Raw genomic sequence first — 14,658 nt, forward strand, 5'->3', positions numbered from 1 at the left:
GAGATTCTCACGGCCTGACATGCGTCTTGTGTCCAATACTAGAACGTGTTCTACTCGAGATGTGAGCATGAGCGTAACGTCTCCGGCCGCCGGCAACCCCATCGCCAGTCCTGTTGCCACGGTGCCCGAGCCGAAGTCCCCCATCCTGACCGCTCCCCTGATCAACTCCTTCGACTACACACGGTCGCTGGGTCCGGTGCTGAGCCAGTTCGCGCTCGCGCTGCGCGACGGCCGCATCGTCGGGTCGAAGGGCAGCGACGGCAAGGTCTCCGTGCCGCCGGCCGAATTCGATCCCGTGACCGGGAAACAGTCGACGGAGTTCGCGGAGGTCTCGACCGTCGGCACCGTCACCAGCTGGACCTGGCAGGACGAGCCGGTGCCCGGACAGCCGCTCGACAAACCCTTCGCGTGGGCACTGATCCGGCTCGACGGCGCGGACACCGCACTGCTGCAGGCGGTTTCGGTCGAGTCGCCGTCGGAGATCTCCACCGGACTGCGTGTGCACGCGGTGTTCGGCGCCGCACGGATCGGCCGCATCGACGACATCGCGTACTTCGCCCCGGGCGAGAGCCCACAGACCGCACCGGAGAACACCGCCGACGCACCGAAGGGTGCCGAGGCCGGCCTCGTCGTCATCCCGACCCCCATCACGACCGAGATCACGCATTCGGCCACCGAGGAGGAGTCCGCCTACCTCGAAGGCCTCAAGGCGGGCAAGCTGATCGGTACCCGGATCGGTTCGGGCGTCGACGAAGGGCGCGTGTACTTCCCGCCCCGTTCGGTCAGCCCGGCGGACGGCGCCCGCGCCGTCGAACGAGTCGAACTCCCACACACCGGCATCGTGACGACGTTCTGCATCGTGAACGTGCCGTTCCAGGGCCAGCGGATCAAGCCTCCGTATGTGGCCGCATATGTGCTCCTCGACGGTGCGGACATCCCGTTCCTGCACCTGATCCTCGACTGCGAGGCCGACGACGTCCGAATGGGCATGCGCGTCAAGGCCGTCTGGCTGCCCGAGGACGAGTGGGAGCACTCGATCGGCAACATCAGCCACTTCGCACCCACCGGCGAACCCGACGCCGAGTACGACACCTACCGAGCCCACCTGTGATGAAGGACCATCTGTGATGACACTGCCGCCGATCGCGATCATCGGGTTCGCCCACAGCCCCAACGTCGTGGGCACACATGGCACCACCAACGGTGTCGAGATGCTCATCCCCTGCTTCGACAAGCTCTACGCCGAACTGGGCATCGGCCGCACCGACATCGAGTTCTGGTGCAGCGGTTCGTCGGATTATCTTGCCGGACGCGCCTTCTCGTTCATCTCCGCAATCGACTCGATCGGCGCGATGCCGCCGATCAACGAGTCCCATGTCGAGATGGACGGCGCCTGGGCACTCTATGAGGCCTGGGTGAAGATCGCCACCGGCGAGGTCGACCTGGCGCTCGCCTACGGCTTCGGCAAGGCCTCCGCAGGCAACACCGACCAGACCCTCGCCCTGCAGACCGACCCCTACACGGTCGCGCCGCTGCATCCCGATGCCCGTTCGCTGGCCGCGCTGCAGGCACGCGCCGGGATCGACGCCGGGACCTGGACCGAGGCCGACATGGCCGCCATCGGGGCCCGCACCTCCGGCGGTTCGGTCGACGACCTCCTGGCGAGCGACTACGTCGCGAATCCCCTGCGCCGCCATGACATCGCGCCCTACACCGACGCAGCCGCCGCGGTCGTCATCGCCAGCGAGCGCAAAGCCCGTGAACTGGTGGCCAATCCGGCGTTCGTCACCGGTTGGGATCACCGCATCGACACGCCCAACTTCGGGGCCCGGGATCTCACCGTCTCGCCGTCGACGAAGCTCGCCGGCGACACCGCGTTCGGTGACCGCAGCCGAGCGGTGGACGTGGCCGAGATACACGCGCCGTACTCGCATCAGGAGATCATCGTGCGTAATGCTCTCGATCTACCTGATTCGGTGCGGATCAACCCGTCCGGCGGTGCGCTGGCCGGCAACTCGCTGTTCTCGGTAGGCCTACAGCGCATCGGCTATGCGGCCCACGAGATCCTCACCGGCAACGCCGGCACCGCCGTCGCCCACGCGACGAGCGGCCCTCTGCTGCAGCAGAACATGGTGGTCACCCTGAGCGACCAGAACAACGCGGGAGGCGGGAACTGATGGGACACAAGAACCGTGCGGCAGTCCTCGGTACCGGCCAGACCCGCTACGTCGCCAAGCGCTCCGACGTCACGATGGCCGGTATGGTCCGCGAGGCGATCGACGCGGCGCTGATCGACTCCAGGGTCTCCCTCGACGAGATCGACGCCATCGTCATCGGCAAGGCCCCCGACCTCTTCGAGGGGTCGATGATGCCCGAGCTCGCCATGGCCGAGGCCATCGGTGCCGTCGGCAAGCGTCTGATCCGGGTGCACACCGCCGGATCGGTCGGTGGCTCGACGGCGAACGTCGCCGCATCCCTGGTCTTCGCAGGCGTCCACAAGCGCGTCCTCGCCGTCGCCTGGGAGAAGCAGTCCGAGTCCAACGCCATGTGGGCGCTGTCCATCCCGGTGCCGTTCACGAAGCCCGTCGGCGCCGGCGCCGGCGGCTTCTTCGCGCCGCACGTGCGCGCGTACATCCGCCAGTCGGGCGCACCGGAGCACATCGGCGCGATGGTCGCGGCGAAGGATCGTCGCAACGGCGCACTCAATCCGCTGGCGCACCTGCATCAGCCGGATCAGAGCGTGGAGAAGGTCATGAGCTCACAGATGCTCTGGGATCCCATCCGCTACGACGAGACATGCCCGTCGTCGGACGGCGCGTGTGCGGTCGTGATCGGTGACGAGCAGGTCGCCGACGACGCGGTCGCCGGTGGCAACCCGGTCGCGTGGATTCACGCCACCGCCATGCGGACCGAGCCGCTGTCGTTCGCACACCGCAACGTGGTCAGTCCGCAGGCCGGCCGGGATGCCGCTGCCGCCCTGTGGAAGTCGGCGGGCGTCAGCAATCCGCTCGACGAGGTCGACGTCGCCGAGATCTACGTGCCGTTCTCGTGGTTCGAACCGATGTGGCTGGAGAACCTCGGCTTCGCCGCCGAGGGCGAGGGCTGGAAGCTGACCGAATCCGGCGACACCGAGATCGGTGGGCGCATCCCGCTCAACGCCTCCGGTGGCGTGCTGTCGTCGAACCCGATCGGCGCGTCGGGCATGATCCGCTTCGCGGAGGCCGCGATCCAGGTCATGGGCAAGGCCGGCGACCACCAGGTCGACGGTGCCCGCAAGGCCCTGGGCCACGCCTACGGCGGTGGCTCACAGTACTTCTCGATGTGGCTCGTCGGAGCCGACAAGCCCCTCCACTGACCGGCGTTTCGTAGCATTCATGCGCACCATCAGCGCATGGATGCTACGAAATCCGCTCGGGCACAGCGCAGGCCATCCCGTCCGCCATTCCGGTCGGACGGACCCCCAGGGACTGGTTGAGGCGAGCCCGCTGATTCTCCCAGGCGACGGTCATCGCGAGTTCGACGATCTGCGTCGGCGAGAAGTGACCGGCCAGGCGTCGACGCACCTCGGCGAGATCGTCGGCGACCGCGGGGGTGCGGGTCATCGCCTCGGCGAAGGCGATCACGAGCTTGTCGACCTCGCTGTAGGCATCGGAGTCCTGGTAGTCGGGCAGATCACGGAGTTGCTGCTCGGTGATCCCGGCACCCGATGCCAGCGCCGAGCCGATGTCGAGACAGAATTCGCAGCTGACCATCCCCGCGGCCTTGAGTTCGGCGAGCTCTTTGAGTTTCGGGTCGACACTGTTGGACAGCAGCATCGCGCTCTCCATCCCCATCGTCGCCCCGGCGATGAGTGGTCGCCGCGCTATCTTCCCGACGAGTTCGGTGCGGTTGCGCCGGGCCCCGCTCATGGCGCTGAGGTAGTTTCGGATCCGGTGTAGTGCTCTCATATCTACCCTTCCCGTCCGCGTCGCCGGCTGTAACGCCGTGCAGCCAAGTATGTGACCAGCAGTACAATCGCCGCCAGCGCCACCGCACCGTGCGCCACGGCCCCCCAGGCGAAGACCCCGATCTCATGCACCCCGCGGCCGCCCAGCACCAGACCCAGCGGCACCCCCACGAGAAATGCGACCGGCAGCCATCGGCGACGCGTCGACGCCACCACGATCGCCGCACCGACCGCCATGAACGCGAGGCCACCGTCGACCATCGCGTGCTGGTTGTACGGCTCACCGAGCGAGGTCGAGAGCCATTCTCCGGCAACCATGTTGCCAACACCATGCAGGACAAGGAGAAGCCCGAGCACAGCCGCGGCCCCTTGTGCGAGCGACCACCGCCACCGGCCGGCGGAACTCGCCCGCGCCGCGGCGACCTGCCGTTCCACGGCCGCGTAGGTCGACGTGGTCGGCGCACGCCGGAAGGCATTGGCCAGCAACACGAGATCCGGCTCCACCGCACCCGGTCGGGCGGAGCCGGCGAGAACGGCGGCGATGTCGTCGTCGAGGCGCTCGGCCGCCGCGACCTCCTCGGGATCGAACGGCGGCTCGGAATCGGATGGATCGTTCGACGTCACCGCGGCATCACCTCCCTCAGTTTGGCCACGCCGCGGTAGACCAGCATGCGAGCCGCGGTCGCCGAGAGACCCATCGCAGCACCGATCTCCTCCGAGGTCAGCTCGGTGGTGAACCGCAGCGTGACCGCTTCGCGTTCCCGCGCGGTGAGAACCCACAGGCGACTCCGGACATCGTCGACGTCCGCCGCGCGGAGCATCGCCGTCTCCGGATCATGCCCCTCGGACCGGTCGGCATCGGCACTCACCTCGGCCACGGGCACCTCTCGCGCGGTACGCGCCCACCAGTCCGCGACGACATGCCGGGCGATCCCGATCAGCCACCTGCCCACCGAGCCGCGCCGGCCGTCGAAACGGCCCCAGGAGCGGATCGCCTTGGCGAACACCTCAGCGGTGACGTCGTCGGCATCGGCGGTTCCGGGCACACGGGTACGCACGTAGCGCCACACCCCCGCAACGTGCTCGCGGTACACCGCGTCGAACTGATCGATCGCGCCGGACTCCGAGTCCTTCCACCCTTCGTGTCGATGGTTCTCTCGACCCATCTCCGGCCACGAGGCAACCACTGTAACGACCGATCCGACAAGAAGACCGCGGGCGGGACGGGTGAGGTCATCACCGGTCCCGCCCGCGGCGGTTCGTGTGCTCGTTCAGGCCTTGCGCACCGAGTTGATCGTCTTCTCGACCTCCCAGTAGGCCCGCAGTGCGGAGAGGCGGCCCTCGGAGTCGGCATGGTAGGTGAACACACCACGCGCCTCGGAGACATGACCTGCGATGTGCGTGACGATGCTGCCGATGTAGGCGACCTCGTTCCCGCAGATGATCTCCTCGTCGAAGCGGAACTCGATGCTCTCGGTGGTCGCGATCGACTTGTCCCAGAACTCCGAGATGCGCTCGTACCCCCGGAATCCGACACCCTCCGGATCGAACATCGAGGGACCCACCGGATCCTGGACGATCGCGTCCGGCGCGAAGTTGTCGATCCACGCCTGCTTGTCGCGGGACTCCACGAACTCTCGTGAACGACGACCCGCCACGACCGCGGGATGGTTCTCGCGGTCGATGTCCAGGTAGGCCGGCTTCGGGTCTGTCGCGGTCACTTCGTCCCGTAGTCGACGCGGAGTTCCTTGACGCCGTTGATCCAGCCGTGACGCAGACGACGCGGCGCGGCGACCTTGGTGATGTCCGGGACGAGATCGGCGAGCGCGTTGAACATCAGGTTGATCTCCATGCGCGCCAGGTTGGCGCCGACGCAGAAGTGCGCACCGTTGCCACCGAAGCCGACGTGCGGGTTCGGGTCGCGAAGGATGTTGAACGAGAACGGATCGTCGAACACGTCCTCGTCGTAGTTGGCCGAGCCGTAGAACATGCCGACGCGCTCGCCCTTCTTGATGTCGATGCCACCGATCTGCGTGTCGCGCTTCGCGGTCCGCTGGAAGCAGTTGACCGGGGTCGCCCAGCGGACGATCTCGTCGACGGCCGTCGCGGGGCGCTCCTTCTTGAACAGTTCCCACTGGTCGGGGTTGTCCAGGAAGGCGTTCATGCCGTGGCTGATGGCGTTACGCGTGGTCTCGTTGCCGGCCACGGTCAACAGGATGAAGAAGAAGCCGAACTCCGTCTCGTCGAGCGACTGCCCGTCGATGTCGGCGTTCACGAGCTTGGTGACGATGTCCTCGCCCGGGTTGCGGCGCTTCTCCTCCGCCATCGTGTAGCCGTAGCCGAGGATTTCGGCGTTGGCCTGCTGGGGATCGGTGGTGTAATCCGGGTCGTCGGCGTTCATCATCGAGTTCGACCAGTCGAACAGCTTCTCGCGATCCTGCTCCGGAACACCCAGGAGATCGGCGATGGCGAGCAGCGGCAGGTCCACGGCGACGTCCTTGACGAAGTCGCCACTGCCCTTCTCCAGAGCGCGCGTGACGATCTCGCGGGCGGCGTCGTCGAGCTTCTCCTCGAGGGAGTGCACCGCACGGGGAGTGAACAGCTTGGAGACCAACTTGCGCAGACGGGTGTGCTCCGGCGGATCGTGGTTGATCAGCAGGGCCTTGGTGATCTCGATCTGCTCGGCGGTCATCTCGTCGTCGAAACGCATGATGACGCCGTTGGCGTTGGTCTCCCAGTCATCGTTGTTCTTGGAGATCTCGCGGATGTGGGCGTGCTTCGAGATCACCCAGTAACCGCCGTCGTGGAAACCTCCACCCTTGCCGGGCGCCTGGGCGTTCCACCAGACCGGCGCGGTCTTACGGAGCTGCGCGAACTCCTCCACCGGGATTCCCTGCTCGAGCAGGTCGGGGTTGGTGAAGTCCCAACCCTCCTGCTCCATGAACGCACACTTCACGACTACGTCGGAAGGGCTCGTGCGCGCAGAATCCGCCGTGGTCGGCTCACTGCCGATCGGGGCACTCTGGGCCTGGGTCACGTCACACCACCTTGCTGGAGATTTAGAACCTGTTTCAATCTCATTAGACCACATTGTGACACACGCGACACCCCCGGATGAGAACTTGTTCTAGTTTTTGGATCGCGCACCCGCCCCACCTGCGGAGTTCGGCCGTCGGGGACATAAGATCCCATGTATCCCGGTACGCATCGGAAGTCCGGCGGAACGTGCTACGACACCGCCCAGACCGGCCTTCCGACGCTGCCCATGGACGCAAACATAGAACATGTTCTAGCTTGATTGCACGGCCTCGACACCTCCGTCGAAGTGCCGTCGACCCGCAGACGACGGACGAGGTCCGCCGGGTGAACGAAGGAGTGAAGATGGGCGTTCCGGTCATCGTGGAAGCAGCACGCACGCCGATCGGCAAGCGCGCCGGGTGGTTGTCGGGCCTCCACGCAGAGGAGTTGCTGGGCATCATGCAGCGCGGTCTCATCGAGAAGGCCGGAATCGACCCGGCCCTCGTCGAGCAGGCCATCGGCGGCTGCGTCACGCAGGCAGGCTCGCAGGCGGGCAACGTCACCCGCAAGGCCTGGCTGTCGGCCGGACTCCCCGAGCACACCGGCGCCACCACGATCGACGCCCAGTGCGGATCCGCCCAGCAGGCCAATCACCTCATCGCCGGGCTCATCGCGTCGGACGCCATCGAGGTCGGCATCGCCTGCGGCGTGGAGACCATGACCGCCGTGCCGCTCGGCGCGAATGTCGGCACCAATGCCGGCCCTTACCACGCGGACTCATGGAATGTGGACCTGCCGAATCAGTTCGAGGCAGCCGAGCGGATCGCCAAGCGACGCGGCATCACCCGTGCCGACGTCGACGCACTCGGCGAACGAAGCCAGCGCCTCGCCCGCCAGGCCTGGGACGAAGGACGCTTCGACCGTGAGGTGCTCACGTTCAAGGCGCCCGAGCGGACCAAGGACGGCGAGCTGACGGGCAACATCATCGATGTCAGCCGCGACCAGGGCCTGCGGGAGACCACTCTCGAATCCCTCGCCGCACTCAAGCCGGTCATCGACGGCGGCATCCACACGGCGGGCACGTCGTCGCAGATCTCCGACGGCGCCGCGGCCGTGCTGATCATGGACGAGGCGAAGGCCCGTGCCCTCGGCCTGACGCCGCGCGCCCGCATCAAGGCTCAGGCGCTCGTCGGCTCGGAACCGCACTTCCACCTCGACGGCCCGGTCCAGGCGACTGAACGTGTCCTGGCGAAGTCGGGAATGTCGTTGTCCGACATCGACATCGTCGAGATCAACGAGGCCTTCGCATCGGTGGTGCTCAGCTGGGCCCAGGTCCACAACGCCGACATGGATCGCGTCAACGTCAACGGCGGCGCCATCGCTCTCGGCCACCCCGTGGGCAGCACCGGTTCTCGCCTGATCACCACGGCCCTGCACGAACTCGAGCGACGCGACGGACAGACCGCCCTGGTCACCATGTGCGCCGGCGGCGCGATGGCCACCGGCACCATCCTCGAGCGCATCTGACCGCGTGGCCGTCTTCGACCCGGACAAGAAACCGGACCAGCTCGATTCGCCGATCGTCAGCACCATCATCAAGCTCGGCTCACGGGCACACACCGCGGTGTACAAGCTGACGGGCGGACGATTCGGCGAGACCTGGCGCATCGGTGCGGGGCTCAAGAAGCCAGCGCCGGTGTGCCTGCTCACCACCATCGGCCGCAAATCCGGTCAGCCGCGTACCGCGCCGCTGATCTACCTGCGTCGCGGGGACGCGTTCGTCGTAGTCGCTTCGCAGGGCGGCTCGGCGAAACACCCTGCGTGGTACCTCAATCTGCGCGACAACCCTCAGGTCACGATCCAGCTCGGCAAGGAGAAGTACGACCTCGTCGCACATACCGCCACCGACGCCGAGCGCGCCGGATTGTGGCCGGATCTGGTCAAGGTCTACGCGGATTACGACACCTACGCCGCCTGGACCGACCGGGAGATCCCGGTGGTGATCTGCAAGCCTGCCGCTGCCGCCTGAGGAGCGCGACACCTCTGGTGCCTGATCGGAGAGAACGCGACACACCAGCAGTGCTGCCTGAGGTGTGAGGAGCGCAAGCGACGAGCCACGAAGGCCTGGTGAGTCGACGTCGCCAGCCCTTCGTGGCTCGCTGCGCTCGCACCTCAGGGAGCAAGTACAAGCGCCGGCTCGCACCTCAGGGAACGACCGGGCCCTGTCGCGCGAGCTCCCGAACCGCGGCACCGGTCCAGGCGTCGAGAAAAGCCCGGAGTTCGGCACCGGTCCGGTGCGACTCGGTGTCGAGGACCATGGATTGCAGTGTGCGCAGGACGATCTCGGCGATGAGGTCGAGGGCGTGGGCGTCGTAGCCATTCTCGGCCCAGCCGACCTCGAGTCGGTCGACCATCGTGCGGGCGAATCGTCGGGCGTCGGCGGAGGTGAATCCGCCGACCACCGGCACGCTCAGCTTGTCGGCCCGCAGGAGTAGGCCGACGTAGTCGTCTTCGGCGAGCTCCTCGAGTACGGCGGCGATGCCCTCGACGAGGGCCGCGTCGGGTTCGGCGATACCGGCCAGTCGTGTCATCACCCGTTCGAGCAGTCCTTCGACGGCGTCGAGGGCGGTCGCCGACAACAATTCCTCGGTGCCGGAGAAATAGCGGTACACCGTCTGCCGGGTGACCCCGAGTTCACGTGCGACGTCGGCGATGCTGGTGGCCGTGCCACGCCGGTCGATGGTCGTGCGGGTCGCCGCCAGGATGCGCGCGACCGCCTCGGCGTCGTTGACGGGTACCCGACCGCTCCAACCATGTGTGCGCATCAGGTCATGAGCCTACCGTCACCAGTCCGTTTGCCCGCGTCTCGAGCTGACCATACGCATGACCCAATGATGTATGGTGTGGTGATGTAGCACAGATCGCGTACATGCGTGCTCGTCCACCCGGAGGTTCGAGATGACGACACCGACGAAGGTCAATCCGTTCCGCGACGGTTTCGACTTCACCGACCCCGATCTACTCCAGCAGCACGGCATGCCGGTCAAGGAGTTCGCCGAGCTCCGCCGCACCGCACCCGTCTGGTGGAATGCGCAGCCGGTAGGTACATCGGGGTTCACCGACGGCGGTTTCTGGGTGATCTCCAAGCACGCGCACATCCGCGAGATCTCGAAGAACAACCAGCTGTGGTCCACCAACGCCAAGGGCGCGATCCTGCGCCTGCCCGACTACGTGACGCCCGACCAGATCGAACTCACGAAGGCGTTGCTCATCAACCACGACCCGCCGGAGCACACTCGACTGCGAAAGATCGTGTCGCGCATGTTCACTCCGCGGGCGGTAGCACTGCTCAAGGACCAACTGGCGGCCTCGGCTCACGAGATCGTCGAGGCCGCGGCCGCCAAGGGCAGCGGCAATTTCGTCGACGACATCGCGGTGCATCTACCCCTGCAGTCGATCCTCGACCTCATCGGCGTCCCGCAGGCCGATCGCGAGCGGCTCCACGTGCTCGTCGACGCGATGATCAACAACGACGACCCCGACGAGACCATCGACCCGGCGACCGCGAACGCCGAGGTACTCGCCTACGCATATGCGATGGCGGAGGAACGCCGCAAGAACCCGACCGACGACCTCATCACCGCCCTCATCGAGGCCGACATCGACGGCGAGAGAATGACCGAGATCGAGTTCGGTTTCTTCGTCGTCCTGCTCATCACCGCCGGCAACGAGACAACCCGCAACGCGACGTCGCACGGGATGAACGCCTTCCTGGACCATCCGGAGATGTGGGAGCTCTACCGGCGGGAACGTCCGGCGACGGCCATCGAGGAGATCCTGCGATGGTCCACCCCGGTCCATGGATTCCAGCGAACCGCCCTGACCGACACCCGAATCGGCGACGTCGACGTCGCCGCCGGCCAGCGTGTCGGGTTGTTCTACAGCTCCGCGAACTTCGATGAAGAGGTCTTCGACGACCCGTTCACCTTCGACATCACGCGAGATCCCAACCCGCACCTGTCCTTCGGCGGCAACGGCGCCCACTTCTGCATCGGCGCCAACCTCGCCCGACTCGAACTCAACCTGATCTTCAACGCGATCGCCGACACCCTGCCCGACATCGCCCGGCTCGGCGAACTGCGTCGTGTGCGATCGGGCTGGCTGAACGGGGTCAAACAGTTCGACGTCTCCTACCGGAACTGAGGTGGCCGGACCGGTTCACCGAGTCGCGGCCGGAATCCATGCCGCGGAACGCCGTCCGGACCAGTTGGCCAGCGTCTCGGTCGGCACGGCGCCGTCCCGCGGCTCGACAACGACGCCGAAGGGAACGTTCGGGTCCTCGCGGATCTCGGCGGGGATGAACTGACGCGCGATCGCGAGCGTCGCGGCGGCGGCTTTCGGGACGGCTTCGGACGGCTGCCCGGTCGCCACCGCGAGATCCCAACCGTGCACCAGACTTTCGTTGACATAACCCCACAACGCACCGGCGCCGGGAACCTCACCCCACGGGACCTGCACCGGCGCGGTGAGCGTTGCGTCGTCGGACCAGAGTTCGAGGGCACGAGCCACGACCGCCGCATACTCCTGCGCGTCGAAACGGTCGGCGATGAACGGCATCGACCGCACGTCGACTCCCGCGGGCAGGGCGGCCGCGCGCTGCGCCGTCGCAAGCAGATGGGCCCCGAGAGTGCGGACGTCGAAGTCGTCGCACGGCGTCGGGGCGGCGAACTGGTCGGCTGTCACCGCGGAGAGCAGCTCGGTGACCCAGGTGGTGGCGGCCGCGAAGACCGGGCGGGGATCCGGCGGTGTGGTCTGTGCGTTCATGGTCTTTCCTTTCGTCGGTGGCTGACGAGTCCAGTCAAACCGCGAAACCTGACATCTTCTGTCATGTTTGTGCGAGATGATCGTCGGCATGCGCGCCGAACGCCTCATCGCGGTCCTGATGCTGCTCAAGAAGCACGATCGGGTGACCGCGTCGACGATCGCCGTCGAACTCGGGGTGTCGGAGCGGACCGTGCTGCGCGACATCGAGGCGCTGTCGCTGTCCGGGGTGCCCGTCTACGCGGAGCGCGGCCGGCACGGCGGGTTCTCGCTCGTCCCCGGCTATCGCACCGACCTCACCGGCCTGACGGTCGAAGAGGCGACCTCGCTGCTCGCCGGAACGGGACGGCTCGACTCGCCCGCCTTCGCCAGCGCGATGCGCAAGGTCACCGCGGCACTGCCCGAGGCGTACAGAGGTACCGCGGTACGGGCCGCCCAGCGGGTTCTGGTCCGCCCCGAGGGATTCGTGCGGACGCCGAAGGAACTCGACGCTCTCGATCCGGTGCAGTTCGCGGTCTTCGCGGGCAGGCGCATCCGCACCCGGTACCGCCCGCGTGGGGTGGGCGAGGCACGGGAGCGGATTCTCGATCCGATCGGGCTGATCATCGCGGGCGACACCTGGTACCTCGTCGCACACGGTGCGGGTGACGGGACCGAGGAACGGATGTACCGATTGTCGCGGATGAGCGAGGTGGAGGTCCTGGACGAACCGGCGGTGCGCGACGCAGACGTGGATCTGGAAGAGATCTGGGAGCGGCGTCGTACCGCGTTTCGTTCCTCGTTCGATGCGGTCGACGTCGTGGTCGAGTGCACCCCCGACGATGTCGATCGGGTCCGCGCGATCGTGCTCTCCTCGGAGACGAGGGGTGACGCCGCAGATCGTCGACGGGTCGAACTCCGGTTCGCCGACCGCCGGCATGCCGCCGGCGCGTTGTGGGCGGCGATGTTCGACCTCGACATCGCGGTCCTCGAACCGCAGTGGGTCCGGGAGTCGTTGGCCGACCGGGCGCGAGCGGTCCTCGCCCGCCCCTGAAATGCGCCCCCGAAATCCGCCCTCCACAGGCGGCTCGACGACAGTATGTCGGCGTTCCGCCTGCTCAGCGCGGTTTCCAGGGGAGGTTTCCAGGGGCGGTTTCCAGGCGCGGGACGCCTAGCCGACCCCGCGCTCCGCGTCGGCCCAGTACTGCGCCCGCAGTGCCTTCTTGTCCGGCTTGCCCAGCGCGGTCAACGGCAGTGCATCGGCGAAGATCACCCGCTTCGGTGACTGCACGGCACCCTTGCGATCCTTGACGGCCTGCTGGATCTCGGCGGTGATGCGCTCCTTGGCTGCGTCGTCGGCGTCCGCGTCGGGACGAAGCACGACGATCGCGGTGACCGCCTCGCCCCACTTCTCGTCGGGCACACCGATCACGCCGACCTGGCCCACCGCAGGATGCTCTGCCACCACGTCCTCGACCTCGCGCGGGAACACGTTGAAGCCACCGGTGACGATCATGTCCTTGGTGCGGTCGACGATGAACCAGAATCCGTCCTCGTCTTCACGTGCGACATCGCCGGTACGCAGCCATCCGTCGCGGAAGGTCTCGGCGGTCTGCTCCGGGAGTCCGAGGTATCCGCCGGCGAGAAGTGGTCCGGCAACGCAGATCTCGCCCGGCTCACCCTGCGGGACGGGCTTGTCGTCGGGGCCGAGGAGTGCGGTGCGCAGGAAGGCCGACGGCCGGCCGCAACTGCTCAGGCGACGCTGGTCCTCCCCCGGCCCCGGATGATCCCCCTTGGCGAGGTAGCTGATCACCATCGGCGCCTCGGACTGGCCGTAGTACTGGGCGAAGATCGGGCCGAACCGTTCGATCGCCTCCGCGAGCCGGACCGGATTGATCGGCGACGCACCGTAATACACCGTTTCCAGCGACGACAGGTCACGCGTCCGCGAATCCGGATGGTCCATCAGCGCGTACAGCATGGACGGCACGAGCATCGTCGCGGTGATCTTCTGCTCCTCGATGGTCTTGAGGACCTCGGCCGGATCGAACTTCGACAGCACCACCATCGACCCGCCCTTCATGAGGGTGGGGATGAAGAATGCCGCACCCGCATGCGACAGCGGCGTACAGAGCAGGAACCGGGGATGCTCCGGCCACTCCCATTCGGCGAGCTGGATCTGCGTCATCGTCGCCATCGCGCGCGCGGTTCCGATGACGCCCTTGGGTTTTCCGGTGGTGCCGCCGGTGTAGGTGATCGAGACGACGTGTTCGGGCGACAGATGTTCGGCCACAAGCGGTTTCGGTTCGAAATTGTCCGCCTCGGCGATGACGTCACGAGCCTGGGCCGACAACTGCTCGGGCACCGGGCCGAGGGTCAGCACCTGCTTCAGTCCGGGGACACGTTCCAGCAGCGCCGCCGCACGCTCGACGAACATCGGCACGGGGTCGATGATGAGGGTCGAGACACCGGCGTCGGACAGGACGTAGGCGTGGTCGTCGAGCGAGCCGAGCGGGTGCAGCGCGGTCCGTCGCCACCCCTGCGTCTGGCCGGCCCCGATGACGAAGAGCACCTCGGGCCGGTTCAGTGCCAGCAGGCCGACCGCGGTGCCCGTGCCCGCGCCCAGCCCCTCGAACGCCTGGATGTAGCGGCTGATCGCGGCGGCCATCTCGCCGCCGGTCATCTCGGTGTCCCCCAGGGACAACACCGTGCGATCGGCATGGCGCCGCAGCGCGGCGACCATCAGGTCGCCCATGTGCGTGCCCCCGCGAAGGTGATCGAAGTCGGTCGGTGCGGTCGTCGTACCCTCGTTCGTCATGCCACAAGACTAGGACGTGTTACAGCTTCAGGAAAGAAGGTCCACCAAAATCGCGGTTATCGCCTGTAGAACACGT

Annotated in this window: 15 protein-coding genes; 7 read left to right on the plus strand and 8 right to left on the minus strand. The window is 67.0% G+C overall.

The window, feature by feature from the left end; translation table 11 throughout:
* Nucleotides 1-67: 67 nt before the first annotated feature.
* The 3 genes from IHQ52_RS22850 to IHQ52_RS22860 are packed head-to-tail and all read left to right on the plus strand — an operon-like array spanning nucleotide 68 to nucleotide 3,355.
* Nucleotides 68-1,111, plus strand: coding sequence for a Zn-ribbon domain-containing OB-fold protein (locus IHQ52_RS22850; RefSeq protein ID WP_006437000.1), 1,044 nt, complete (start codon nucleotides 68-70; stop codon nucleotides 1,109-1,111).
* Nucleotides 1,112-1,127: 16 nt separating this feature from the next.
* Entirely contained in the window at nucleotides 1,128-2,177 is a 1,050-nt protein-coding gene (locus tag IHQ52_RS22855; protein ID WP_040004814.1) for a thiolase domain-containing protein, read from the plus strand.
* Nucleotides 2,177-3,355: a thiolase domain-containing protein gene (locus tag IHQ52_RS22860; protein ID WP_006437002.1), complete on the plus strand. Its 1,179-nt coding sequence runs from the start codon at nucleotides 2,177-2,179 to the stop codon at nucleotides 3,353-3,355. The genes IHQ52_RS22855 and IHQ52_RS22860 overlap by 1 nt, the downstream gene beginning before the upstream one ends.
* A gap of 43 nt (nucleotides 3,356-3,398) precedes the next feature.
* Here the strand turns inward: IHQ52_RS22860 and IHQ52_RS22865 are convergent, their stop codons facing one another.
* From IHQ52_RS22865 to IHQ52_RS22885, 5 genes are all read right to left on the minus strand, one after another.
* On the minus strand, nucleotides 3,399-3,947 hold the full coding sequence (locus IHQ52_RS22865; RefSeq protein ID WP_006437003.1) for a carboxymuconolactone decarboxylase family protein: 549 nt from the start codon (nucleotides 3,945-3,947) through the stop codon (nucleotides 3,399-3,401).
* A gap of 2 nt (nucleotides 3,948-3,949) precedes the next feature.
* Nucleotides 3,950-4,570, minus strand: a complete 621-nt coding sequence (locus tag IHQ52_RS22870) for a hypothetical protein (protein ID WP_006437004.1) — start codon at nucleotides 4,568-4,570, stop codon at nucleotides 3,950-3,952.
* Nucleotides 4,567-5,040: an RNA polymerase sigma factor gene (locus IHQ52_RS22875; protein WP_040004815.1), complete on the minus strand. Its 474-nt coding sequence runs from the start codon at nucleotides 5,038-5,040 to the stop codon at nucleotides 4,567-4,569. The genes IHQ52_RS22870 and IHQ52_RS22875 overlap by 4 nt, the downstream gene beginning before the upstream one ends.
* Before the next feature lie 177 nt (nucleotides 5,041-5,217).
* The gene (locus IHQ52_RS22880; protein WP_006437006.1) at nucleotides 5,218-5,667 is read right to left on the minus strand and encodes a nuclear transport factor 2 family protein; all 450 of its coding nucleotides are present in this window, start codon (nucleotides 5,665-5,667) and stop codon (nucleotides 5,218-5,220) included.
* Nucleotides 5,664-6,983 (minus strand): cytochrome P450, encoded by a 1,320-nt coding sequence (locus tag IHQ52_RS22885; RefSeq protein WP_006437007.1) that lies wholly within the window; start codon nucleotides 6,981-6,983, stop codon nucleotides 5,664-5,666. The genes IHQ52_RS22880 and IHQ52_RS22885 overlap by 4 nt, the downstream gene beginning before the upstream one ends.
* Nucleotides 6,984-7,327: 344 nt before the next feature.
* Here IHQ52_RS22885 and IHQ52_RS22890 point away from each other — a divergent pair, with 344 nt between their 5' ends.
* Nucleotides 7,328-8,491 (plus strand): steroid 3-ketoacyl-CoA thiolase, encoded by a 1,164-nt coding sequence (locus IHQ52_RS22890; protein WP_006437008.1) that lies wholly within the window; start codon nucleotides 7,328-7,330, stop codon nucleotides 8,489-8,491.
* A 4-nt stretch (nucleotides 8,492-8,495) separates the two neighbouring features.
* Entirely contained in the window at nucleotides 8,496-8,993 is a 498-nt protein-coding gene (locus IHQ52_RS22895) for a nitroreductase family deazaflavin-dependent oxidoreductase (RefSeq protein ID WP_006437009.1), read from the plus strand.
* A 175-nt stretch (nucleotides 8,994-9,168) separates the two neighbouring features.
* Here IHQ52_RS22895 and IHQ52_RS22900 read toward each other — a convergent pair whose 3' ends face one another.
* A complete protein-coding gene (locus IHQ52_RS22900; RefSeq protein WP_006437010.1) occupies nucleotides 9,169-9,789 on the minus strand; it encodes a TetR/AcrR family transcriptional regulator in 621 nt (206 codons plus the stop codon).
* Between the two features lie 133 nt (nucleotides 9,790-9,922).
* On the opposite strand from IHQ52_RS22900, the gene IHQ52_RS22905 reads away from it, so the two are divergent.
* Entirely contained in the window at nucleotides 9,923-11,167 is a 1,245-nt protein-coding gene (locus IHQ52_RS22905) for a cytochrome P450 (protein ID WP_006437011.1), read from the plus strand.
* A gap of 15 nt (nucleotides 11,168-11,182) precedes the next feature.
* On the opposite strand, the gene IHQ52_RS22910 is transcribed toward IHQ52_RS22905, so the two are convergent.
* Complete coding sequence (locus IHQ52_RS22910) at nucleotides 11,183-11,788, minus strand: TIGR03086 family metal-binding protein (protein WP_006437012.1); 606 nt, start codon at nucleotides 11,786-11,788, stop codon at nucleotides 11,183-11,185.
* An 88-nt stretch (nucleotides 11,789-11,876) separates the two neighbouring features.
* On the opposite strand from IHQ52_RS22910, the gene IHQ52_RS22915 reads away from it, so the two are divergent.
* On the plus strand, nucleotides 11,877-12,818 hold the full coding sequence (locus tag IHQ52_RS22915) for a helix-turn-helix transcriptional regulator (RefSeq protein WP_006437013.1): 942 nt from the start codon (nucleotides 11,877-11,879) through the stop codon (nucleotides 12,816-12,818).
* Nucleotides 12,819-12,935: 117 nt separating this feature from the next.
* On the opposite strand, the gene fadD8 is transcribed toward IHQ52_RS22915, so the two are convergent.
* Nucleotides 12,936-14,582, minus strand: a complete 1,647-nt coding sequence (fadD8, locus tag IHQ52_RS22920; protein WP_006437014.1) for a fatty-acid--CoA ligase FadD8 — start codon at nucleotides 14,580-14,582, stop codon at nucleotides 12,936-12,938.
* Nucleotides 14,583-14,658 lie beyond the last annotated feature (76 nt).

This window comes from Gordonia amicalis (assembly GCF_022059885.1).
GTDB lineage: Bacteria > Actinomycetota > Actinomycetes > Mycobacteriales > Mycobacteriaceae > Gordonia > Gordonia amicalis.

What these genes read in the sequence shown, in the direction of transcription:
- IHQ52_RS22850 (WP_006437000.1), top strand. Translation starts at nt 68, where the DNA reads ATGAGCGTAACGTCTCCGGCCGCCGGCAACCCCATCGCCAGTCCTGTT.
- IHQ52_RS22855 (WP_040004814.1), top strand. Translation starts at nt 1,128, where the DNA reads ATGACACTGCCGCCGATCGCGATCATCGGGTTCGCCCACAGCCCCAAC.
- IHQ52_RS22860 (WP_006437002.1), top strand. Translation starts at nt 2,177, where the DNA reads ATGGGACACAAGAACCGTGCGGCAGTCCTCGGTACCGGCCAGACCCGC.
- IHQ52_RS22865 (WP_006437003.1), bottom strand. Translation starts at nt 3,947, where the DNA reads ATGAGAGCACTACACCGGATCCGAAACTACCTCAGCGCCATGAGCGGG.
- IHQ52_RS22890 (WP_006437008.1), top strand. Translation starts at nt 7,328, where the DNA reads ATGGGCGTTCCGGTCATCGTGGAAGCAGCACGCACGCCGATCGGCAAG.
- IHQ52_RS22900 (WP_006437010.1), bottom strand. Translation starts at nt 9,789, where the DNA reads ATGCGCACACATGGTTGGAGCGGTCGGGTACCCGTCAACGACGCCGAG.
- IHQ52_RS22905 (WP_006437011.1), top strand. Translation starts at nt 9,923, where the DNA reads ATGACGACACCGACGAAGGTCAATCCGTTCCGCGACGGTTTCGACTTC.
- IHQ52_RS22910 (WP_006437012.1), bottom strand. Translation starts at nt 11,788, where the DNA reads ATGAACGCACAGACCACACCGCCGGATCCCCGCCCGGTCTTCGCGGCC.
- IHQ52_RS22915 (WP_006437013.1), top strand. Translation starts at nt 11,877, where the DNA reads ATGCGCGCCGAACGCCTCATCGCGGTCCTGATGCTGCTCAAGAAGCAC.
- fadD8 (WP_006437014.1), bottom strand. Translation starts at nt 14,582, where the DNA reads ATGACGAACGAGGGTACGACGACCGCACCGACCGACTTCGATCACCTT.